Origin of the sequence: Pseudofrankia saprophytica (assembly GCF_000235425.2) — a bacterium.
Classification (GTDB): domain Bacteria; phylum Actinomycetota; class Actinomycetes; order Frankiales; family Frankiaceae; genus Pseudofrankia; species Pseudofrankia saprophytica.
Genome location: NZ_KI912266.1, coordinates 3,449,741 through 3,470,898, shown reverse-complemented (window position 1 = coordinate 3,470,898; position 21,158 = coordinate 3,449,741). Strand labels below are relative to the sequence as shown.

General features: G+C 70.4%; 17 protein-coding genes. 9 read left to right on the top strand and 8 right to left on the bottom strand.

Annotated elements, in window-relative coordinates; translation table 11 throughout:
- Positions 1 to 1,179 precede the first annotated feature (1,179 nt).
- The 5 genes from FRCN3DRAFT_RS56200 to FRCN3DRAFT_RS0214540 are packed head-to-tail and all read left to right on the top strand — an operon-like array spanning position 1,180 to position 5,447.
- Positions 1,180 to 2,205 carry an RNA polymerase sigma factor gene (locus FRCN3DRAFT_RS56200; RefSeq protein ID WP_007507244.1) on the top strand — a complete coding sequence of 342 codons (1,026 nt, stop codon included), beginning with the start codon at positions 1,180 to 1,182 and terminating at the stop codon, positions 2,203 to 2,205.
- The gene (locus FRCN3DRAFT_RS44520) at positions 2,202 to 3,020 is read left to right on the top strand and encodes a hypothetical protein (RefSeq protein WP_007507245.1); all 819 of its coding nucleotides are present in this window, start codon (positions 2,202 to 2,204) and stop codon (positions 3,018 to 3,020) included. The genes FRCN3DRAFT_RS56200 and FRCN3DRAFT_RS44520 overlap by 4 nt, the downstream gene beginning before the upstream one ends.
- Before the next feature lie 2 nt (positions 3,021 to 3,022).
- Complete coding sequence (locus FRCN3DRAFT_RS0214550) at positions 3,023 to 3,904, top strand: ATP-binding cassette domain-containing protein (RefSeq protein WP_007507247.1); 882 nt, start codon at positions 3,023 to 3,025, stop codon at positions 3,902 to 3,904.
- Entirely contained in the window at positions 3,901 to 4,770 is an 870-nt protein-coding gene (locus FRCN3DRAFT_RS0214545; protein WP_007507249.1) for a hypothetical protein, read from the top strand. Before FRCN3DRAFT_RS0214550 ends, FRCN3DRAFT_RS0214545 begins: the two co-directional genes overlap by 4 nt.
- 11 nt (positions 4,771 to 4,781) lie before the next feature.
- The gene (locus FRCN3DRAFT_RS0214540; protein ID WP_131803369.1) at positions 4,782 to 5,447 is read left to right on the top strand and encodes a hypothetical protein; all 666 of its coding nucleotides are present in this window, start codon (positions 4,782 to 4,784) and stop codon (positions 5,445 to 5,447) included.
- Between the two features lie 438 nt (positions 5,448 to 5,885).
- Here FRCN3DRAFT_RS0214540 and FRCN3DRAFT_RS0214535 read toward each other — a convergent pair whose 3' ends face one another.
- The 3 genes from FRCN3DRAFT_RS0214535 to FRCN3DRAFT_RS0214525 form a co-directional block, all read right to left on the bottom strand.
- The gene (locus FRCN3DRAFT_RS0214535) at positions 5,886 to 7,268 is read right to left on the bottom strand and encodes a flavin-containing monooxygenase (protein WP_007507255.1); all 1,383 of its coding nucleotides are present in this window, start codon (positions 7,266 to 7,268) and stop codon (positions 5,886 to 5,888) included.
- 380 nt (positions 7,269 to 7,648) lie between these two features.
- Entirely contained in the window at positions 7,649 to 8,389 is a 741-nt protein-coding gene (locus FRCN3DRAFT_RS49470; protein WP_007507257.1) for a UbiA family prenyltransferase, read from the bottom strand.
- A gap of 29 nt (positions 8,390 to 8,418) precedes the next feature.
- The gene (locus tag FRCN3DRAFT_RS0214525) at positions 8,419 to 9,108 is read right to left on the bottom strand and encodes a class I SAM-dependent methyltransferase (RefSeq protein ID WP_007507259.1); all 690 of its coding nucleotides are present in this window, start codon (positions 9,106 to 9,108) and stop codon (positions 8,419 to 8,421) included.
- A 372-nt stretch (positions 9,109 to 9,480) separates the two neighbouring features.
- Here FRCN3DRAFT_RS0214525 and FRCN3DRAFT_RS0214520 point away from each other — a divergent pair, with 372 nt between their 5' ends.
- Entirely contained in the window at positions 9,481 to 11,781 is a 2,301-nt protein-coding gene (locus FRCN3DRAFT_RS0214520; protein WP_007507261.1) for a LuxR C-terminal-related transcriptional regulator, read from the top strand.
- Positions 11,782 to 12,003: 222 nt separating this feature from the next.
- Here FRCN3DRAFT_RS0214520 and FRCN3DRAFT_RS44510 read toward each other — a convergent pair whose 3' ends face one another.
- Positions 12,004 to 13,380: an MMPL family transporter gene (locus FRCN3DRAFT_RS44510; RefSeq protein WP_007507263.1), complete on the bottom strand. Its 1,377-nt coding sequence runs from the start codon at positions 13,378 to 13,380 to the stop codon at positions 12,004 to 12,006.
- A gap of 292 nt (positions 13,381 to 13,672) precedes the next feature.
- Here FRCN3DRAFT_RS44510 and FRCN3DRAFT_RS0214505 point away from each other — a divergent pair, with 292 nt between their 5' ends.
- Positions 13,673 to 15,361, top strand: a complete 1,689-nt coding sequence (locus FRCN3DRAFT_RS0214505; protein WP_007507265.1) for an N-acyl-D-amino-acid deacylase family protein — start codon at positions 13,673 to 13,675, stop codon at positions 15,359 to 15,361.
- A 93-nt stretch (positions 15,362 to 15,454) separates the two neighbouring features.
- Here FRCN3DRAFT_RS0214505 and FRCN3DRAFT_RS0214500 read toward each other — a convergent pair whose 3' ends face one another.
- Genes FRCN3DRAFT_RS0214500 through FRCN3DRAFT_RS44505 form a run of 3 tightly spaced genes read right to left on the bottom strand, consistent with a single transcriptional unit; the run spans position 15,455 to position 18,005 of the window.
- A complete protein-coding gene (locus FRCN3DRAFT_RS0214500) occupies positions 15,455 to 16,147 on the bottom strand; it encodes a hypothetical protein (protein WP_007507267.1) in 693 nt (230 codons plus the stop codon).
- Positions 16,144 to 17,448 (bottom strand): phenylacetate--CoA ligase family protein, encoded by a 1,305-nt coding sequence (locus FRCN3DRAFT_RS0214495; RefSeq protein WP_007507269.1) that lies wholly within the window; start codon positions 17,446 to 17,448, stop codon positions 16,144 to 16,146. Before FRCN3DRAFT_RS0214495 ends, FRCN3DRAFT_RS0214500 begins: the two co-directional genes overlap by 4 nt.
- Positions 17,445 to 18,005: a PaaI family thioesterase gene (locus FRCN3DRAFT_RS44505; RefSeq protein ID WP_232794043.1), complete on the bottom strand. Its 561-nt coding sequence runs from the start codon at positions 18,003 to 18,005 to the stop codon at positions 17,445 to 17,447. Before FRCN3DRAFT_RS44505 ends, FRCN3DRAFT_RS0214495 begins: the two co-directional genes overlap by 4 nt.
- A gap of 155 nt (positions 18,006 to 18,160) precedes the next feature.
- Here FRCN3DRAFT_RS44505 and FRCN3DRAFT_RS0214485 point away from each other — a divergent pair, with 155 nt between their 5' ends.
- Positions 18,161 to 18,976 (top strand): FadR/GntR family transcriptional regulator, encoded by an 816-nt coding sequence (locus tag FRCN3DRAFT_RS0214485; protein ID WP_007507273.1) that lies wholly within the window; start codon positions 18,161 to 18,163, stop codon positions 18,974 to 18,976.
- 156 nt (positions 18,977 to 19,132) lie between these two features.
- Here the strand turns inward: FRCN3DRAFT_RS0214485 and FRCN3DRAFT_RS0214480 are convergent, their stop codons facing one another.
- Positions 19,133 to 19,717, bottom strand: a complete 585-nt coding sequence (locus FRCN3DRAFT_RS0214480; protein ID WP_131803636.1) for a nuclear transport factor 2 family protein — start codon at positions 19,715 to 19,717, stop codon at positions 19,133 to 19,135.
- 125 nt (positions 19,718 to 19,842) lie between these two features.
- Between FRCN3DRAFT_RS0214480 and FRCN3DRAFT_RS44500 the strand changes: the two genes are divergently transcribed.
- A complete protein-coding gene (locus FRCN3DRAFT_RS44500) occupies positions 19,843 to 21,093 on the top strand; it encodes an ABC transporter substrate-binding protein (RefSeq protein WP_007507277.1) in 1,251 nt (416 codons plus the stop codon).
- The last annotated feature ends 65 nt before the right edge of the window (positions 21,094 to 21,158 follow it).

The following is a 21,158-nucleotide window of genomic DNA, read 5'->3' as shown; positions in this document are numbered from 1 at the left end:
GAGGCGATTAGCCCAGACCTTTCGTGTGTCGACTGCGGGCAGCCATGGGCTGGCTTGTTCCCTTGTTGATGTGGAGTTTGGCGGTCTGGCCTGGTGTAGCCGCGGGTACCGCGCAGTCGTCCGGGGAGCAGGCGCCCGGTCCGCCTCCGGGGCGGGGCTTACCCTCGGCGGCGTCTGCCAGCCGCCAAGCCGCTGCGCCGCCGGCCGACCGGGAGCCCGACCGAGGCGGTTCCCACGTTCACCCATGTTTCATTTGTCGGAGAAGAAGCCCGCCTGCGTCCCAGCGGATTCGCCACCGGTACGCCGCGGACTTTCCCGGTGACCTTCGGATCTGCCAGTGCAGGACGTCCTCGGCGCGGGCGCGGTACAGCCGGTCCTGCCTGCGTGCTCCGCGAGCGGCCTCGCGCGACAGCGGGCCCTCGACTGTGACCCCGCCGCGTATCGGCTCGGCTGCCGTCGCGGGTGCCCGCTCGCGGCGATTGGCCTGTGCCAGCGGCGGGCTGTCGGCTGGGCGCTGTGGTTCGCATGGCGTAGAGGAGGTCTGGGGCGACTTCGGACCAGCCGATGAGGAGTAGCGGTCCGACGGCGTCGAACGCCGCTTTGCCGTAACGGCCGGTGATCAGGGGGTTCCGCGGTGTTCAGCGCGAGCGTCACCAGGCTCGCGAAGATGAGGCGCCTCCGCGCCGAGCGCAACACTTCCACCGGCCCACGACCACGGCTTCCAGACGGGCCGACACGTCCGGAACCGCCAGAGATTCGGAACGAGTGTTCGACTCGACGGATGATGTAGAGGTCGGCGCGGTCACTGGTCATCGTTCCTGGCCAGGGCCCGGGTAGCGACCGGTCGGACAGTGATTTCAGGGCCAGCAACCAAGATCAATCGGTTCGGATGCTGGTACACAGGGTCCACCAGTCGTCCGATGGTAGGCGTCACATGCCGCCTGACTTGGCCGTTCGGTGGTTCACACGTCCAGACCTTTGATCTTAGTAACAAAAGCGTAGAGTCCCGACGCTCTGACCGAGCATCGTTACAAGATCGGCGACAGCGGCAAATGCTCATCAGGCGCGACGTGGGGTTGGCCCCACCTGATCTGGCCGGGAGCCCTTGGGGCCGGCAGTTCAACCTGATTAGGCTCGGACTCCTCGGATGCGGAGGTCTACGGCCGGGCGAAACGGGGCGTGGCCTACACCTACGAAGGGAAACGGGCGGGGCGGCCGCTTTTGGCGAGCTGGGCACGCACCGGGCTGCTCCTGGCCGCGGACCTGCTCGCCGGAGACCAGGGCGTCCTGCCGCGCTGCGCCGCCCTGCCGGCCCGGGCACTGGCCAACCTGCCCGCCGCGGTCTGCGCCCCGCCGCTGGTCCGGGCGGACTCCGGGTTCTTCACCGGCGAACTGGCCCGCGCCGCGGTGGCCGCCGACGCGGACTTCGCGATCGCCGCGCCGCGGAACGCCGCGCTGTGGCGGGCCTATGCCGCCGTGCCCGAGACCGCCTGGACCGACGCCCCCAGGCGGGGCCGACCAGGGTGCCGGACACGGAAGACCCAACGTAGTACGCGAACGGGTACAGGGAAGCAGTCTGCCCGGATGCCACGCCTCCGGTGCGGGCGGGCCCGGAAAATTCGGCCGTGGGGTGAATCTTTTCCGGCCCGGGGACGCGACAGTTGGGGCATGGACAGCGGCCCGAGCGACGAGATGTTGCTTCTCGCCGTCGCCGAACGCGACACGGGCGCTTTCCGCACGCTGTATGAACGCCACGCCGGCTGGCTCGCGATCCGGCTCGCCCGGAGGTGCAACGACCGCGACCTCGTGGCGGACGCGATTCAGGACACGTTCGTCGCCGTCTGGCAGAGACCGCGGGGCTTTCGCGGCGACGGCGACATCGCGGCATGGCTGTGGGGGATCGCGATCCGCCGGCTGGTGAGCCGCCTGCGGACCCGAAGCAGCGTCGCCGCCGTGTTCGAGAACGCCGGAACCGCGCCGGCGGCGGAAGACCAGGTGCTGCTGTCGGTCGAGTACGGCGACATCGGCCAGGCGCTGGCCCGGCTGTCGCCGGAGATGCGCGCCGTCATCCAGGCCGTCGTGCTGGACGGCCTGTCCGCCAAAGAAGCGGCGCAGCTGTTGCACGTACCGGTGAGCAGCGTGAAAACCAGGCTCTACCGGGCCAAGGCGCACCTGCGGGCCGCCTTAGCGGAGGGACCGTCATGACCGGCTGGCACCTCGACGACGCCATGTTGCGCCGCTACGTCGAACGGACCGATTCGCTGGCCGAAGGGGCCTCAGTCGAGCAGCACCTGCTGTCCTGCGAGCAGTGCCGGGCGCGGGTCAACCCCGCGGTCGACGTGATCGACCTGGCCGCGGTGTGGGACCGCACGCGGGACGCCGTAGAAGTGCCGCGGCCGTCGGTGTTCGAGCGGCTGCTGCGCGTCGCCGGCCTTCCCGCCCACGAGGCGCGGCTGGTCGCGGTGGCCAGCGCCTTCCGCGGCGTGTGGCTGGTCGGCGTGGCCGCGGTCCTCGCGTTCGCCGCGCTCGCGGCGGCGGTCGGACACGCCCGCGGGCTATGGCTGTTCCTGGCCGTGGCGCCGGTCGTGCCCTGCCTGGTGGTCGCGTCCAGCTATGACCCGTGGATGGACCCGGCGCTCGAACCGGAACTCGTCACGCCCTATCCGGCGCTCCGGCTGATCCTGCTGCGCACGATCGCGGTTCTCGCGCTCGCGTTGCCGACGGTGCTGCTCCTCGGGCTGTTCGTACCCGGCGAGACGGCGTTCGCCTGGCTGCTGCCGGCGGTCGGCTTCGTCGCGGTGGTCCTGGCCGCGTCGACCTGGGTCAGCCCGCTGCGCGCGGCCATCACAGTCAGCTCCATCTGGCTCGCGGTGGTCTGGCTGCTGGCGGTGCGGTCCGGTTCGCCAGGCGCGGTGCTCCAGGGCCGGGCGCAGGCGGGCTTCCTGGCGCTGGCGGCGGCTTCGTTCGCGATTTTCCTGCTGCGCCGGCGCCGGGTGCGCCAGCTTCGAGTGTGGAGGTAGCGATGGTGACCGCTTCGATCAGCCTGCGTGAGGTCGGGCGCAGGTTCGGCGCCACCCAGGCGCTGGTCGGCGTCGACCTGGGCCTGAAACCCGGTGTGACTGGACTGCTCGGCCCCAACGGCGCCGGCAAGACCACGCTGCTGCGCCTGCTGGCCACCGCGCTGCCCCCCACTCGGGGACGGGTGAGCGTGCTGGGCCTGGATCCGGAGGTGCCGGCCGAACGGACCGGCATCCGCCGCCAGCTCGGCTACCTGCCGCAAGAGCTCGGCTTCCCGCGTGGGTTCACTGCCTTCGCGTTCGTGGACTACATCGCGATGCTCAAGGAGTGGACCGAGCCGGCGGCGCGGCACGCGGAAGTGCGCCGCGTGCTCGGCCTGGTGGGGCTGTCTGACCTCGGCCCGAAGCGGATCCGGGCCATGTCCGGCGGCCAGCGGCGGCGGGTCGCGCTCGCCCAGGCGCTGCTCGGCTCGCCGCCGGTGCTGATCCTGGACGAGCCGACCACCGGCGTCGACCCGGAGCAGCGGGTGACGCTGCGGACCGTGCTCGCGGAGATCGCGCGCACGTCGATCGTGGTGCTGTCCACCCACCAGACCGAGGACGTCGCGGCCCTGTGCGAGCGCGTGATCGTGCTGGACCGCGGCCGGGTCCGCTATGACGGCCCGGTCACCGACCTGGTCGGCCAGGCAGCCGGGCGGGTCTGGCTGGCCGACGAACCGGACCCGGCAGCACGTGTCTCCTGGCGGACCGGCACCGGCCGGTACCGCAACGTCGGCGCCCACGTGCGTGACGGCGTCGAACACGTCGAACCGTCCCTCGAAGACGCGTACCTGCTGCTGCGCGGCGAACTGCCGGAGGCCACGGCGGCCGAGGAGGTGGCGTCGTGACCGCGACGCTCGCGCCCACCCGGCCCGAAGCCCCGGCCGCCCGGACCACCTTCGTCGCGCTCGCCGCCCGGGAGCTGCGTCGATTCGTCGTCAAGCCGGTCTTCCTGTTCGCCGTCGTGCTGACCGCGTGGACGACGTGGGGCAACTCGAGCGCGTCGGTCACCGAGATCAACGCCGTGAACTGGTACCCGGCGATCTTCCTCGGCGGCTTCGGCATGATGGCCACGTTCGGGCTGACCCAGTCCATGCGCACCAGCGAGCCGGTCGTCGGCGTCACCCCGACGACACTGCCAACGCGTACCGCCGCGATCTGCACGGTCGCGGTCGTGCCGTTCCTCTGCGGCGTGCTGACCCTGTTCGCGTTCCTGCATTTCCACCCGCTCGATGCCCGGGTGTACGGAGCATTCAGTCCACCGGCGCAGGTCGCCGTCCTCGTCGGGCAGATCGTCATTCCGGCGCTCGGCGGCCCGCTGCTCGGTGTCGCGCTCGGCCGCTGGATCCGCTTCCCCGGTGCCGCGTTCGTGGCGCTCCTGGTCATCTTCGGCTGGGTGAACCTGGCGACGGTCCCATCCCTGACGCATCCGGACTCGACGGCCTTCACCGCGCTGCGACTGTTCGCGCCGTTCACGCACTTCACCTACACCAACAACGGCGCCGAGATGACCACCTGGCGCGGATCCCCGTGGTTCTTCATCGGCTGGCAGCTCGCGCTGTGCGCGATCGCGGTGCTGGTGGCCCTGCTGCGCGGAGCCGAAGGCCGGGTACGGTCCCGGATCGTCCGTACCCTTTCGATCGTCCTGGGGCTGGCCGCAATCGTGCTCGTGCTGGCCGTCGGCGGCGGCTTCACCCACGCCGTCCACGCATGATGGTCCGGTCGATGCTGCGGGCCGGGGCGTGGCTGGCGGTCACCGGGGTCAGCGGCGCAGCGGTGGTGGTGGGCGGCTGCGGCGTCGCGTTCCCTGCGACCGCGACCGCGCTGTTCCCGATCGCTTTCACGCTGCTGGCCGCCGCAGCCGCGTTCGCCCTTGACGAGCCGGCCAGCCAGGTCGTCGACGTGGCACCGACCGGACCCGTCCGGCGCACCGGGATCCGCGCCCTGGCGCTGCTGGCCCCGCTCGCCGCCGGCGCGGTGCTGATGCTGGCCGGCGCGCAGCGCGGGCTGGCGCTGCCGTGGATGGCGACCGGGCTCGCGCTCGCCGGCAACGTGCTGCTGGGATTCGCCGTGGCGTGTGTGACTCGCACGCGTACCGGTGAACCGGGCGCGCCGGCCTCCGCCGCCGTCGTGCTGATCCTGATGGCGCCCACTCTCCTGCCGGCGGTGGGCCGCCGGGCAAGTACATTCCCGACATCCGGTGCCGACGGCCTGTCGTCGAACACCGTGTGGTGGACCGTCCTCGCGGTGTGCGTGGTGGCCGTCACTATCTCGATCGGTGGCCGAAAGCTGCCCTGGTGGATGACCAGGGCTCCGTACCCTCGGCTTCACCTTGGCCGGGGTCGCGGTCATAAATTCGTCCTGGCTGTGATCGTCCGGCGGCGAGCATGAGGCTCACCGCGGCGCCCGCGAGCGCGGAGGACTGGAGCACCGCCGGGCCACCGGATCGGACCGCCGTCCAGATCCGGCCGGTGAGACGCCTCACCGCGGCATTGTGGGCCGCGACGCTGCTGGCCGCGCTCGCCGTACTGGCCCTGACCCTCATCATCTGGGGCGACCTGAAGCTCAGCGACGGGATCTCGAGCCTGTATATCCCGGTGGCATCGACGAAGCACAGACCAAAGGGTGGCTCGGCGAAGTCGAGGGACTCCAACACGGCCTCGAAGCCGCAAAGACCAAACTCGCGGGCCCCGACCGAGCCACCCGCGCCGCGCAAGCGGCCACAACCAACCTCGGCATGCCAACAATCGCCACTTACAACGGGAAGTGAGACCGCCGAAAGTCAGACACCGACGAGCGCGAATCGGACAGAACGTCCCAAACTTTAGGCTACGTAGCATTGCGCTTGGCCTGGGCGAGCGCGCCCATCATTTCTCGCCGGAATGCGTGATAGTCGACTTCGATCGCGTGCCGGGGCGACGTATCGGACCGAGAATGCGCGTGCGCGACTTCGCGGCGGATGCGCGTATCGATGTCGGACGGGCGTCTCACCCGCCCGCTGATCTGCAGCGCCGCGAGGCGTGCCTGGTAGTCGGCGAGCTGCCAGATGCAGCCGATCGGCTGGAACAGGCCGATGAAGAAAAGGCTGGGTATCGTCGGATGCATCATCTTCAGATAGAGTGGCGGCGTCTTGGCCATGTCCCAGCCGGCGATCCGCTCGGACAGGAACGGGAAGCTCGTGCGAAAGCCGGTTCCCATGATGATGACGTCGAATTCTTCCTGTGCGCCGTCGGCGAAGTGGACAATGTTTCCGTCATAGCGCTCGATGCCGCGGCGCGCGACGAGCCGGCCATCGCGTAGCGCGTCGAGTACGCTGGAATTCAAGGTCGGGTGTTTCGCGAGCGGCGCTTTGGTCGGGGTCTGTAGACCGTATTCTTCCCATTTTCCGATCACGAGCCGCAGCCAAAGCTTCAGTGCCGACTGGAGTAGCGGCTTCGGAATCTTGCCGTGCCAGAAATCATAGAGGACGTCCATCGGCTTCCCGGACATGAGTTTCGGAATGAAGTAGGTCCCCTCGCGCATGCTGAGCGCGGCCCGCGAGGCGATGTGGGCGACGTCGACGGCAATATCAGCGGCCGAGTTTCCTGCGCCGACCACGAGCACGCGCTGGTCGCGGAACGGCTCGGGGCGCTTGTAGGCCGAGGAGTGAACGATCTTGCCTGTGAACATGCCCGGGTATTCAGGCACGAGCGCTTCGCGGTGGTGGCCGGAGCAGACCAGCAAGCTGTCGAAAAGTTCAACCCTTGTTTCGCCGTTCGTGATGACACGCACCGCCCATCGGCCGTCGCCGCCGAGCGTGCATTGCTCGACATGCGAACCGAGGTGGATGTGCGGCTCGAGCTGAAACGCTCTTGCATATTCGGTGAAGTAGGCAAGCAGCTGCCGGTGCGAAGGAAAGTCCGGGTATTCTTCCGGCATCGGAAAATCGGCGAACGATGACATGCGCCGGGACGAGATGATGTGCGAGCACTCATAGACGCTGGCCCGATGGGGATCGTCGGTGTACGCCCAGTTTCCCCCTATGCCGCTGCTCTCGTCGTAGCAGACGACGTTGCGGCAGCCGACCTGAAGTAAGTTCTTCAGCGCGGTCAGACCGCAGGGGCCTGCGCCGATCACACAGATCCGCGTTTCGCCAGATGAATTCACGGCCTCGTGCAGGGCGCCGTCCTCAGTCAGGTTCCGCTCGCGTGCCGCCAGGATCGCGCTCGCCATCACCATTCCACTCGACGTCTCCAGCGGACACCAACGGCGGCAACGGCGGCAACAGCGGCAACAGCGGCAACAGCGGCAACAGCCAAAACCGTAGGTCGAACGGCAGCTCGCAAGGCGAGTCGCCGCGGCACTCGTCCGAGAACCGCCACTCCTCCGCCGTACACGCTGACAGAGACCCGCGGGCATTCGGGGAACATTGCGAGATACGCAGCTGTCCTTCTTGGGCCGCAGCCTGCTCCGCGGCGCCGCGGACCGCGCGACGGGCCGAGGCGACGATCTCGTTCAACCCGCGCGGACCGTGCGCGACCGGGGGAGCCCAACGTAGCGCGCGGCCAGGAGAATTTGCGCGAGGAGCGGCACGCGGCCATGGTGGTGGCCGATCAGATGCGGACGGCGGCAAGGGTCGCGGCCAGCACGGCGGTCGCGAGCGAGAGGAGCCGCAGTCCGGTCTCGGCAGGAGCGGTGAGCCGCCTGGCGTCGAGCGGCTCCTTGCTCCCGTCGGCGAGTTCGAGCTCGCCGCGGACGGCGATCACCCGGCGTCGCACGTACCGCACGTGGTGCGAGAGCACGCGCTGGGCGAGCGAGAGCAGCACCGCAAAGACCGCGGCGAGCACAGTCACGCCTCGGATGTCGCCCGCGACGGCCGCGTAGCCGCAGAGCACGGGGAAGCCTCCCCACGCGAGCCCGAACCAGAGGTCGGAATGGAAGCGCCCCCCGGCGAGCTCGAGGTTGTAGGCCAGCACGAGGAAGATCCCGAGGGGGATGAGGAGCGCGAGCCAGGCCTCGAAGGTAAGCGCGCCCACGACGCCGATCGTGCAGGCGGCCACGGTCGAGACGCCGGCGAGCGCGACGAGAACCCGATCAGGGATGTTGGTGCGCAGCGGTCGCCCGTTCAGCTCGTCGAGGGCGTGCGCGCCGACACCGACGGCGAGCGCGAACGCGGCGAGGACGGCACCGAGCCTGTCCCAGGCAACGACGGGCGCGAGACAGCCGCCGATGACGACGTACGACAGGTGCCACGCCGTGTAGGGGGGATGGAGCAGCGTCACGTAGTCCCGCCAGCCGCCGTGCTTGAGCGCGTACCAGGCGGGACGGGAGACCGGCTGAACCTCCCGCGTCATGACGCCCTCGGCCGCACGATCGGGAGGGCTCACGTCTTCCGTCCCCAGATGACGACGGCGCCGCCGAGGCTCAGCCGTTTCACCTCGACCCCGCGGAGGCCCGCCGCGTGCCACCACTCGAGCTGGTGCTCGAGCGGGTGGCGCTCCCAGAAGTCGCGGATCGAGCCTCCGAGGAAGTCGCCGACCTCCCGCCAGCCGTTCCGGAGAAGGCGGCCGGCGAGCGGTAGCACCGCATGGACGTGAAGATCCCACAGCGGGCGGGCGGCACCACTCGGGACGCCGAAGTCGAGCGAGGCGACGAAGCCACCCGGACGCACCACGCGCGCGAGCTCGGCCAGCGTCGCCGCGGGATCGGCGACGTAGCGAAGGAGGTACGTAACCGTGACGTGGTCGAAGTACTCGGAACCGAGCGGGAGCGTATCCGCCGAGGCATGGATCAGCTTGACCTCGTCGTCGAAGCGACGGCGCGCGACCGCGAGCATCTCGGGACTCTGATCGACTCCGGTTACCCCGAATCCCTGCCGCAGGAGTTCCGCCGCGACCAGCCCCGTCCCTGTCGCCACGTCGAGAACGTGACCGCCGCGCGGAAGGCACGAAACGAGGTAGCGGCGCCAGCGCGGGTCCTGTCCCAGCGAGAGCGTGGCGCCGACGCGGTCGTACGTCGGCCCGAGCGGTGCAAAAAGCGCGCGGGCTTGCTCTTCCAGGCTCCGTCCTGACATCCGTCCAATCACACCTTTCGATCGTCGCGTCGGCTACCTGCCGGCAAACCTGCAATTTTGATCGGGTCACTGACTGAAGGCTGTCTACCTCGCAACCGCGCAACGACTCGAGAAACGACTGAAAGCTGTTGCTGACCAAACAGCGCTGGACCGGACCGTCGATTTCCACCTCGCTGAACCCGACGCACACCTGGCCAGCTGGGCGGTACGGGCACCGACGGAACTGACCTCGGCTCGTTGTACCGGTGGCTCCGCGGTCACAGCCGTCAGCCTAGGCGGCACGCCGGGCCGCCGACATCAATGGAATTCGTGATGAGGTAGCTACCGTGGCCGGCCCGCGACGGTGTTCCCAGCGGTAAAATTCCTGCCACCATGGCCAGACCCTCGCGCCGTCCAGGTAACCTGCCGGCCGAAGCGACCAGCTTCATCGGCCGCCGCCGGGAGCTCGCCGAACTCAGGAAGAAGCTCACCGAGGCCCGGCTGGTCAGCCTCATCGGGCCGGGCGGGGTCGGCAAGACCCGCCTGGCGATCCGGGCGGCGACCGACCTCGGACGGGGATTCCCCGGCGGCGCCTGGTTGGTCGAGCTCGCTGAAGTCCGAGACCCCGCACTCGTCGGCAACGCCGTCATGGCGGCGCTGGACCTGCGGGACCAGGCCGCGACCGAGCCGGTGGCCCTGCTGCTGTCGTACCTGCGGGACAAGCAACTGTTGCTGGTCGTGGACAACTGCGAGCACCTAATCGAAGCGACCGCTCGGCTCGTGACCGAGGTCATGAGAGCCGCATCAGGCGTGCGGGTGATCGCCACCAGCCGGGAGCCGATATCGATACCAGGTGAGCACGTGGTCCCCGTGCCGCCGCTGGACCTGCCGTCGGCTCACCCGCGGGTGTCTCTCCCGCAACTGCGACAGAACGAGGCGATCATGCTGTTCGCCGAACGGGCGGCGGCTGGATCGGGCAGCTTCGAGTTGACCGCCGCGAACCAGACGGCCGTAGTCGATCTGTGCCGCCGGCTTGACGGTCTGCCGTTGGCGATCGAGCTGGCGGCGGTCCGGACCCGGGTCCTCACCGCGCAGCAGATCCTCGATCGCTTGACCGACCGGTTCGGCCTGCTGACCGGTGGCGGCCGGGCCGCCTTGCCTCGTCACCAGACGCTGCGGACCACCATCGACTGGAGCCACGACCTGTTGACGGCCGGCGAGCAGATCCTGCTGAGGCGGCTATGGGTGTTCGCGGGAAGGTTCACTCTCGACGACGTCGAGTCGGTTTGCACGTCCGACGACGTGCCGGCCGCACAGGCACTGGATTTGCTGTCGTCGCTTGTCGACAAATCCCTGGTGCTGAAGGAGGACGTCAAGGACATCGCGTGTTACCGGCTACACGAGACGATGCGTGAATATGCCAACCTCAAGGCAGGAGAAGCGGGTGAGGTGGCGGCCGTCGAACTACGCTGCGCCGACTACTACCGGTCGAGGTGCCTACGCTCGCGGGCGGAAGCCCGGTACCGGCTCGTCGAATGGCTCGACTGGATGGACCTGGAGATCGACAACATCCGCTCGGTCCTTCAGCGATGTGTGGCCCACCAAGACAGCGAACGCGGACTGGATCTGGCCAGCTCGATAGGGTGGTACTGGATTACCCGTGCGACCAGCGAAGGTGTCTGGTGGCTCGATGAGCTGCTCGAGGCGGGAAGCGGCAGCCCGCAGGCCCCCGCCTTGGCCCACTTCCTCCGCGGATTCCTCGCCGTACTGCAGTCCGATCCGACGGCCGCCACGCCGGCGCTGGAACGAGCGGCGACAGCGGCTCAGGACGCAGGGCAGGTCAGCCTGCAGTCACAATCGCTGTCCTTGGCATCCATCGCCCACCGCATGGCCGGTAATCGTGCATCGGCTAGCCGCTTGCTCGACGCAGCTCGAGCCATCACGATGACCCTTGGCGATTATCCCGCGACGATCGCGTTGCTGCAGGCTCGAGCGCTCGACGGTCTCATCGAGGGCAATCTCGACACGGTCAGATCGGCGTCCTCAGAAGGCGCGCTTCGCAGCCGCCGAGCGGGCGACCTCTACAGTCGCGAGATGATGCTTCTGAACCTCGGCCTCGCCGCTCTGATTGGCGGAGATCTCGACGAGTCAAAGCCGCTGTTCATAGAAGCGCTACGGATCGCCAGCCAGATCGATGACCGGGTGGCGCAGTACTGCCTACTCGACGCATTGGGCTGCCACGCCGCGGGTTCCGGCCAACCACGGCTCGCAGCCCGACTGCTCGGGGCGGCCGAAACCGTGCAAACGGGCGTCGGCGCAACCGTCTTGCCATACCTGGCTCCGCTGTTGGCCCAAGCCAAAGAATCGGCCAGAACCGCACTCGGAATACACACGTTCCAGACAGAGTTCGAGGCCGGACAACGCCAGAGCCGAGAAGACCCGATCCGCCTGGCGCTCGGCGAACCCACTCACGTTACCGCCGCGGCATCAGGCGATACCCGGACGCCGCCGCTCGGGAAACGGGAAGCCGAGGTCGCACACCTGGTCGTCGACGGACTGAGCAACAAACAGATCGGAGCGCGCCTGCTCATCTCCGAACACACCGTCGACAGCCACATCCGCAACATCCTGAACAAACTTGGATTCAACTCACGCGCCCAGATCGCCGCCTGGATTGCGTCATCCAACCAGTAGCGGATGCTCACTGGGGAACCCTCAGATCACCTGAACCCACGGGGATTGCGCGAGCGTGGCCGCGCCGACCAGGCTGTCCGCGGAACGGATCGAACAGCTCGGCGGCACCGGCGACTGGGACGCATGATCACATGTCGGTCCGGCCAACCTTGCGCTGTCTGAGCGAGGACCTACCTACCGCTCCCGCCAGCCTGGAACCCAGCTCCGGCCAGTCCAGACCGGTTACCAGGTCAGCTGGGGCATTCCAGGCCGAATTCGGCCATGACGGCGCCGGGTACGCCGTCGCCGCAGCCGAGCGGCGAGAATCGCGAGGGCGCTGGTGAGTGCCAGGGCGGCCGCGATCGTCGCCGATCGCAGCATGAGGAGCCCGCATCCGAGCACCGTGAGGAGGACCACCGCGAGGAACCCGGTTGTCGCGCCGTGGAAGTTCGCCGCCATGTCGACGAACAGGGCGGTGGAACCGCCGATGTAGGCCCGGGAGCCGGTGCCGGCCAGTACGCGTGGGATGACCTGGCCGCGTAGCCGGTGCAGCAGGGCGGTGGTGTCCGGCGAGCGTGGGCCGGCCGTCGGGAAGACACGGATCACGGCGACTCCCGCTTGCGCGTTGTTCAGGTTGACCGCCGCCCGCGCGACCCCGGGAGTCCTGGCGAGCGCGGCCGCGACGGCGTCGGGGGACACCGCCGACGGGGCGCGGCCGAGGTCGACGGTGACGAGCATCGGTCCGTTGAGCCCCGGAAAGTAGTCGGTGCTGAGCAGGTCGTAGGCCCGCCGAGTCGTCGACGATGTCGATTCGGCGCCGTCGTCGGCGCCGCCGAGCTTGAGGGTCAACGCCGGCGCGGCGAGCGCGAGCAGCACAAGGCCCGCGGCGCAGGCGGCGACCCGCGGGCGGCGATGCACCCAGCCGGCCCACCATGCCCGCAGCCCCGGCGGGTGGCGCAGGCCACGGCCGCTGGTCGTCAGGTGATGTCGTTCTGTCCAGCCGAGCAGCCGTGGTCCGCAGATCGCCAGCAGCGCCGGGAGCAGGGTGAGGATCACCAGGCCGGTCGCCGTCCCGGCGGCGGCGGAGCCGAGCGCGACGCCGTTGAAGAAAGGCAGGCCCAGTGCCACGACGCCGTCCATCGCCAGCGTGACGCAGAAGCCGCCGCACGCGATCGCGAAGCCGGCCTGCGCGGCGGCCCGCGTCACCGCCTCGAGCGCGCCGGCCCCCTCCCGCAGCCAGGACTGGGCTCGGTGCACGACGACGACGGCCCCGCCCAGGCTGGTTCCGGCCGCGACGACGGCCGCGAGCAGCGGCGCGTACAACGTCATCGTCGTCGCGTGGGAGAGCAACACGGCGATCGCCAGTGCCGTCACGGTGGCGACGGAGGTGGTCACGGCGCAGACGGCGACCGCGCCGCGGGAACGCAGGGTAGCGCCGAGCAGCAGCAGGGCAGCCGCGAGCGCGATGAGAATCGGCCACCAGGAAATGGTGGTCGCGTTGACCGCGACCGCATCCGGGCCGGCGATCTCGACCTGCAGGTTGGGCCCGTCATAGGACCGCGCCGTGGCGACAAGGCGCTGCGCGGTGGCTCGGTCGGGGTGCAGCGCCGAGCCTTTCACGATTACCGATGCGACCGCGGTGTGCCGGTGACCGGCCTACCCATGAACCTTCAGCTGACCGCGGCCCGAACCACCCCCGACGGCATAGAGATCACCGCGGTGGCCGACCACCTCTCCCTCGACACCACCCAGACCGGACCCACCATCCACGGATGCTGAACCCCGGGGACACAGCCCCTGCCTCAGCGATTAATTAGTTGTATCTTTTATCTTATGCATCTGTATCGGGAGGCTGTCGGGGCACGGACGCGGCGTTCGGCCGGCCGTCGTCCTTGGCGCGCGGAGGTGAACCATGGCTAACCTGCTGGTCCGAGGCGGCCTGCTCGTCGATGGCACCGGCTCGCCGGCCCGCGCGGCCGACGTCCGCGTCCGTGGCGGGCGGGTCGCCGAGGTCGGGCCGGGGCTCGCTCCGGCGGGCGAGCGCGTCCTCGACGCCGGCGGGGCGGTCGTGGCACCCGGGTTCATCGACAACCACACCCACGTCGACCCGTCGCTGTGGTGGGACGCCTCGTGCGACCCGATGCCGCAGCACGGCGTCGCCACCGTGCTGATGGGCAACTGCTCGCTCTCGCTCGCGCCGGTGCGCGCCGCGGACCGGGCCGGCGTGACGAGCCTGTTCTGCTACATCGAGGATCTGCCCGAGTCCGCGTTCGACGCCGCCATCCCCTGGACGTGGGAGAGCTGGCCCGACTACCGCGCCGCCGCGGCCGGCCGTGGGTTCGGTGTGAACACGATCGGGTTCGTCGGCCACACCCCGCTCCGGCTGTTCGTCATGGGCCCGCAGGCGTGGGAACGGGCCGCGACGGACGCCGAGCGAGCAGAGATGGCGCGGGTTCTGGACGAGAGCCTCGCCGCCGGCGCGCTCGGCCTGTCGAGCTCGCTGGGCTTCGACGAGGACCGCGAGAAGCGGCCCGTGCCGAGCCGGCTGGCCGACGACGCGGAGCTGGCGGCGCTCCTCGACGTCGTGGCGGCCCGCGGCCGGGCCCTGCAGTTCATCCCCGACCAGACCGGCGGCCGCGCGATGCGGGCGGACGTCGAGCGGATCGCGGCTCTCTGCGGGCCACGCGGAATCCCCCACACCTGGATCGGGGTCTTCCATGACGCCGACCACCCGAACGCGGCGACCCGGATGCTCGACCATGCCCTCGCGCTGCAGCAGCAGGGGGTGCGGACGCTGCCGCAGGTGTCGCCGCGCACGCTGGACATCCGGGTGAACTGGTCAGGCGGCATGTCGTGGTTCGCGCTCGCCGACGGCTGGCACCGGATGGTCCAGGCGGACGCCGCCACCAAGCGCGCACTGCTGGTCGACCCGGCCTGGCGGGCGGTGGCCCGCGAGGAGTGGGACCGGGTGCCCCGCACGATGATCCCGCACAGGTTCCCCGACCGGCTGCGCCTCGTCGAGGTCCGCCGGCCGGAGCTGGCCCGGTGGGTCGGCGCGACGCTGGCCGACCTGGTCGCCGAGCGTGGCGGCCACCCCTCGGACGTCCTCGCGGACTGGGTGCTGGACAACGACCTGGACCCGGGGCTCGTCGGGGTCGGCGTCGCCAACGCCGACCCCGACGGGGTCGCCGCCACGCTCGTTCACCCGGCCGCCCTGATCGGCAACAGCGACGCCGGTGCCCACCTGCAGATGATGTGCGCGACCGGCGACAGCACGCTCCTGCTGACCCGCCACGTGCGCGACCGCGCCGACCTGACCCTGGAGCAGGCCGTCCACGCGCTGACCGGGCGGCAGGCGGAGGCGTTCGGGCTGCGCGGGCGCGGCACCGTGCGCGCCGGCGCGGCCGGGGACCTGGTCGTGTTCGCCCTCGACGAGCTGGCCTGGCAGACCGACGTCTTCATCGACGACCTGCCGGCGGGTGGCTCCCGGCTGCGCCGCCCGTCAGGCGGATACCGCTATACCGCCGTCGCAGGTGAGGTCACCCAGCAGGACGGCGAGCTCACCGACGCCCGCCCAGGCCGGTTCCTCGGGGCTGGCTGAGCCCGGCCGCCGGCCGAGCCGGTGGCCCAGCCCGAAGTGGCCGGCGCGCGAAGTGGCCGGCGCCCGATGGCGCCGGCCACTTCCGTCGTGCTGTCAGACGGGCAGGACCAGCTCCAGCAGGCCCTCGCCCGCCACCCGGCCGGCGACCCCCGTCCGGGCGCGCTCGAACCTGCTCGTCCTCGGGCCGACGGTGCTGACGAGCAGCTCACCGGTGCCGTCGTCGTCGAAACGCCACTCGGCGGCGTCATAGGCCAGCGGCGCTCCCGGTGTCGGGTCCGCGGTCATCGCGACCGCCGGGCCGAGCATCGCGAGCACACCGCAGGCGGCGCCGGCCGCGCGCAGCGTGCCGACGGCGTCCGGCCGGGCGAGCAGCACCGGCACCGCGGCCACCTGCGCGAGCAGGTCACGTTCGACCAGCGCCGTGGCGACGTCACCGGGAAGCCCGACGACCAACCGCACCGGCAGCCGGCGGGTGAACATCTCGACCCGGCCCGCGTCCCAGCCGAACCGGTCCGCGTGCGCGACGGTCGCGCGCAGCGTTCCCGCGGCCCGGGTGAACGGCTGGATCCAGCCGCCCTCGTGGGGCCCGGCCACCGCGACCAGGACGTGGCCGCGGCCGAGCCCGGCCGCGGCGAGGCGCGCGGTCGCCCACGCGGTGTCACGCTCGACGTCCGCATCGCCGATCGCGAACTCGACGGCCTCGCCGTCGACGTACCACCACGAGATGCCATACAGCGGCTGGCGCGGCAGCCGCAGCGCGGCCTCGGTCACCGACAGCAGCGTCATGACTTCGCCACCCGCGGGACCTTGGCGGCCGATCCTCGTCGCAACAGGGCCTCCTCCGTCTCCAGCTCGATGTCCACCAGCTCGGCCGGCAGCCGCGCGGCGTCGGCGACCGACGAGGCGAGGCGGGCGGCGAGTTCGGGCAGATCTACCGGGCGGGAGGCGTCGTAGCCGACCCGCAGGCGCAGGCGCTCGACCTCGCGGGTCGGGCGGATGATCTGGAACAGTCCTGTCTGCGTCTCATCAACGCTCTCGACCGCCGTCCAGATCTCGTGAGGAAGGACAGACCGGCCGGCGACGACGGTCTCGTCGCCGCCGCGGCCGAGCACCCACACCCGGGGCGAGGTCCGGCCGCACGGGCACACGGCGGTGCTGTGCCGGACGAGGTCGCCGGTGCGGTAGCGGATCAGTGGGGCGGCGTCGTTGTCGAGCGACGTCACCACCATCTCGCCGACCTCGCCCTCGGCGACCGGCTCGCCGGTGGCCGGGTCGACGACCTCGAGGAAGACCTCGTCCCACCACAGGTGGTAGCCGTCGTGCTCGGTGCACTCCCAGGCCAGGCCGGTGTCGCCGGCGCTGGTGTAGACGAAGACGTCCAGGCCCCACTCGGTGGACAGCCGCTCGCGCATCCGCGCGCCCAGTGGCTCGCCGGCGAAGGAGACGGCCTTGAACGAGTCGAACAGCTTGCGCAGGTCGTGGTGGGGGGCGAGGTGCTCCAGCTCGACCAGGTTCGTGCTCATCAGCTGGACGTAGGTGGGCCGGTGCTGCTCGATGACGCGGAGCACCTCGGCCCATTTGCCCATCCAGGTGTCCACCAGGAGCGGGACCAGGCCCATCGCGCGGAAGGCGTCCTCGATCCAGCCGCGGAACGTCGCCGCGTTGCACAGCACCCGGTCCCCGGGCCGCACGCCCATCATCCACAGGGCCCGTAAGTAGCCCGCTGGCAGGGGCGCGCAGGCCAGGCCCGCCCACATCTCGTTGAAGAAGGTCGGGTCGCCGGTCGTGCCGGAGCTGGCGGTGATGGTGGTCAGGTCCGCGGGGTCCACGCAGAGCAGGCCGCCGAAGGCGTCGCCGGTGCGGTCGCGGAAGGCGCGGACCGCGTCCTTGTCGATGAAGGGAACCAGGCGGCGGAAGTCCGCCGGCGACTGCACGTCATCCGGCTTGACGCCGGCCGGGTCCCACCGGCCCTGGTAGAGCGCCGAACGTTCGTGGGCCAGCCGGACGACCTCCAACAGCCGCCTGGTCTGCTCGCTGGCGATCCGGTCCGCCGGGGCGGTCTCGATCTCCGGTTCGAGGTAGGTCACCCTTCCGTTTCCCCTCTCCTGTCTGCTCGCCGCCGGCCGGCGGACGCCCCGGTGGACTGGTCCTGCTCGGCGAGCCACGCCTCGTGCCGCGCGAAATGGTCCTGGTCACGGGCCACCAGGACCGCCTGCGCGGTCGCGAGCCGCGTGCCGGTCGAGCCGAGCGTCAGCTCGGCCTCGACGTACCACCGGCGTCCCTCACGCCGGGCCAACCGGGCGGTGGCCCGTAGCGGGCGGCCGACCGGGACCGGCTTCACGAAGCCCACGGTCAGCGAGGCGGTCACCGCCAGCTGGCCGTGCAGCAGCGGCACATGCCCGACGACCTCGTCGAGGACCCCGGCGGTCCAGCCCCCGTGCGCGACCCGGGGGCCGCCCTCGGCCTCCCACGGGCAGGTCAGGGTGTAGACGACACCACCGTCGACCGGGTGCTCCGTCTCGATCCCGAGCCGGCACCGGGCGGCCGCCTGGCAGCCGCCGCACAGCGCGACCCCGCTGGGCGACAGCCCCGGGCGCTGCCAGTCCCCGCCCGCCCATGCCTCACCGGTTGTGTCGCAGGCCACAAGTTGAATATACAGCTTAGTTAGATGATTTGCCATCGAAGGAGCGAGGGCCGGCTCGCACCCGGCCTCGCGCGCCGACAGTGACCGTCGCGGCGCGATTCCGGCGCCTCACTAGGTACTATTGGACAAATCATTTCGACGAGAGGCGGCGCGCGATGGCGGTCCGCGGCACAGTAGTCGGCGCCACGGCCACGGCCAACGGCGCCCACAGCGCGGTCCAGCCGGTCGGCCACCAGATCCGCGTGCCGAAGACGGCCGAGCTGGTGGCCGCGCAGCTGCGCCGGCAGATCATCAAGGGTGAGCTTCGCGAGGGCGAGGCGCTGGCGCCCGAGTCGGTGCTCATGGAGCAGTTCGGCGTCTCCCGGCCCACCCTGCGCGAGGCGTTCCGGGTCCTCGAGGCCGAGGCGCTCATCAGCGTCCGGCGTGGCGCCCACGGCGGCGCCCGGGTGCACGCGCCCAACGGGGACATCGCCGCCCGCTACGCCGGTCTGATCCTGGAGCATCGGGAGACCACGGTCGGGGACGTCTACCAGGCGAGCGCCATCATCGAGCCACCGTGCGCCGCGCTGCTCGCCGGTACCTGGTCCGAGGGTGACCTCGACCGCCTCCAGGAGCTGTACGAGGAGGCGGAGCGGGTCAAGAACGACCCGCTCGCCCTGCTCGACGCCCAGGACCGGTTCCATCTTCTCCTGGTCGAGCTCACCGGCAACCAGACCCTCACCGTGCTCACCGGCATGCTCCGCCACATCGTCGACCGGGCGAACCAGGCCTACGTCAGCGCCGAGTCCGCGCTGCCAGCGCAGCGCCGGGCCGCGCTCAAGGGACAGCGAGCGCACGCCAAGCTGATCGAGCACCTGCGCGACCGGGACGCCGACAACGCCCAGACCCTCTGGCGACGCCATCTCGACGAGCAGGGCGACCACTTCCGCACCGGCTCGGGCGCCCGCACCGTCCTCGACCTGCTCGGCTGACCGCGCCCGGCGACGCCACCCCGGCGGGCTGGGCGGCGATGGGGGCCCGCGCCGTCCAGCGCAGGGACGCCCAGCCGGGACTTTCGCCGACCGGAACGCCGCGGGTGCACGGGGCGCGAAGGCCAGCGCCCCAGCCTCGGTCGCCTCGGACGACGCCTACCCGGCAGTGGCCGTCGCCGCGGGGTCGCTGATCTCGGCATAGAAGGCGGTCCAGGTAGGCCAGGTTTCGGGGAGTTCGGCGGTTGGGGCAAGGCCGACGTCCTCGAGGGCCCACTTGAGGCGGTCGCCCGTGGCGGGCTGTTCGAGGACGTCGGCGTTGTACCAGGAACGGGGGCGGCGACCACGGAAGTACCAGCGACCGTCCCGGCGCGCGTACCGGTCGCTGTACTGCATCGCCTGCACCACCCAGTGCTCACCGACCTTGTGCTCGGCCCGACAGTGCACGGTGCCCCGCGCGGCGTCCGGGTCGGCGGGGTCGAGGTCGATGACGTGGCCGGCTATCAGGTGCACCGTCGTCGTGAACGGCGCTCGGCGGCCGACGAGATCGACGAAATACTCCCGTAGCGCCGCGCGCCCGACACCGTTCGCACACCGCACGTCCTCGACGAACAACCCCGTCAGCCCATCGAGGTCACGGGCATCGACGGCGGCGGCGTAGCGCGCCGCCAGGTCGCGGATCGCCTCCCGTGCCTCCAGCATCGCCAGCCGGGCGTACACCGCCGCCAGCTCCTGGTCACCCAACACGCCACTCCCTTCACGGGCTCGGTCAGATCACGTGGGCCGGGAGGCGACCCCCGCCGCGGCAACGCCGATCCACGCATGGTAACTATATTCTAAGCTTAATCATTTAGCGATATGGAGTTACCGTGGCCCACAGGCAGGTCTGGCGGCACGCCGCCGCGGCCGCGTGCGTCGCGCTCGCCTCGGCGATCGCCGGGTGCTCCGGATCCGCCGGATCATCCAGCGCGGCCAGCTGCTCCAGCCCAGGGGTCAGCGAGGAATCGATCAAGGTCGGACTCGTCTACCCCGACAGCGGGCCCTTATCCGGACCGTTCAAGACGGTCCGAGCCGGCGTCGAGGCACGCATCGCCAAGCAGAACGCGAACGGTGGCGTGGGCGGCCGCCGCATCGACATCACCTGGCGCGACGACGAGTCGGACCCCTCGGCAAACCTGACCGCCGCACGCGAGCTGGTCGAGAACGTGGAGGTGTTCGGTCTCCTGGAGGAGACGGCTGTAGCCTCCGGGTCCGCCTCCTATCTCGCCGACAAGGACATCCCCGTCGCGGGAATCGTGGCCGAGTCGGTATGGGGCCGGTACCGCAACATGTTCGCGTTCGCCTACCCGTACACGACCGGCCCCTCGGTCACGACGCTCGGCACCTACGTGGCCAGAGCGGGCGGAACCCGAGCCATCATGGTGGTAAGCGCGGTCAACCCGTCGTCGCACGGTGTCGCAGAGAAGGACGCCGCCAGCCTCCGGTCAGCAGGGGTCTCGGTGGTCGGGCAGGTCAGCTACGCCGAGCAGGTGACAAGCCCCCAGGTCGTCGTGGACGCGGTCCGCGACCAGCAGGCCAATGTTGTCCTCGCCGAGATCTCGGGCGACGGGCTCGCCACGATCGTCCAGGCTCTTCACGCGGCTGGAATCTCCCTCAAGGCCGCCGTCGGGCCGGACGGCTACGACCGGAGCCTGCCCGGGAGGTACGGCGCCGACATCGCCGGGATGTCCGTCTACCTCACCACACCTTCCTTCCAGGTAAAGTCCGCGGCCCTCGACGCCTATCAGGCAGCCGTGGCGGCCTACGCACCGGAGCAGGCCGACGCCCAGCAGGAGACCACGTTGCAGGGCTTCATCACCGCTGATCTGTTCGTCCGCGGTCTTGAGGCGGCGGGACCGTGCCCCACGCGCGCGGCGTTCCTCAGCGGGCTACGAGCCGTGCGCGACTATGACGCGGGTGGCCTGCTAGCCCAGCCGATCGACATGACGAGCGGGTTCGGGCAGCTCAACACCTGCTACTACTTCGTCCGGGTGGACCAGTCCGGCAGCGGCTTCGACGCTGTCCCCGGAGGGGCAGGACCGGGCGGCAACGCATGGTGTGGCCAACGCATCGAGGGCTGAGCGCTCCGCCATCTTCCCCTCCTCCACCTCTCGCCTATATAACTATCTCATTAAGATGATTTCAT

Coding starts and splice junctions, on each gene's coding strand:
- FRCN3DRAFT_RS0214485 (WP_007507273.1), top strand. CDS start 18,161: ATGGCGGTCCGCGGCACAGTAGTCGGCGCCACGGCCACGGCCAACGGC.
- FRCN3DRAFT_RS0214535 (WP_007507255.1), bottom strand. CDS start 7,268: ATGGCGAGCGCGATCCTGGCGGCACGCGAGCGGAACCTGACTGAGGAC.
- FRCN3DRAFT_RS0214550 (WP_007507247.1), top strand. CDS start 3,023: ATGGTGACCGCTTCGATCAGCCTGCGTGAGGTCGGGCGCAGGTTCGGC.
- FRCN3DRAFT_RS44520 (WP_007507245.1), top strand. CDS start 2,202: ATGACCGGCTGGCACCTCGACGACGCCATGTTGCGCCGCTACGTCGAA.
- FRCN3DRAFT_RS0214540 (WP_131803369.1), top strand. CDS start 4,782: ATGCTGCGGGCCGGGGCGTGGCTGGCGGTCACCGGGGTCAGCGGCGCA.
- FRCN3DRAFT_RS49470 (WP_007507257.1), bottom strand. CDS start 8,389: ATGACGCGGGAGGTTCAGCCGGTCTCCCGTCCCGCCTGGTACGCGCTC.
- FRCN3DRAFT_RS0214520 (WP_007507261.1), top strand. CDS start 9,481: ATGGCCAGACCCTCGCGCCGTCCAGGTAACCTGCCGGCCGAAGCGACC.
- FRCN3DRAFT_RS0214505 (WP_007507265.1), top strand. CDS start 13,673: ATGGCTAACCTGCTGGTCCGAGGCGGCCTGCTCGTCGATGGCACCGGC.
- FRCN3DRAFT_RS0214500 (WP_007507267.1), bottom strand. CDS start 16,147: ATGACGCTGCTGTCGGTGACCGAGGCCGCGCTGCGGCTGCCGCGCCAG.
- FRCN3DRAFT_RS0214525 (WP_007507259.1), bottom strand. CDS start 9,108: ATGTCAGGACGGAGCCTGGAAGAGCAAGCCCGCGCGCTTTTTGCACCG.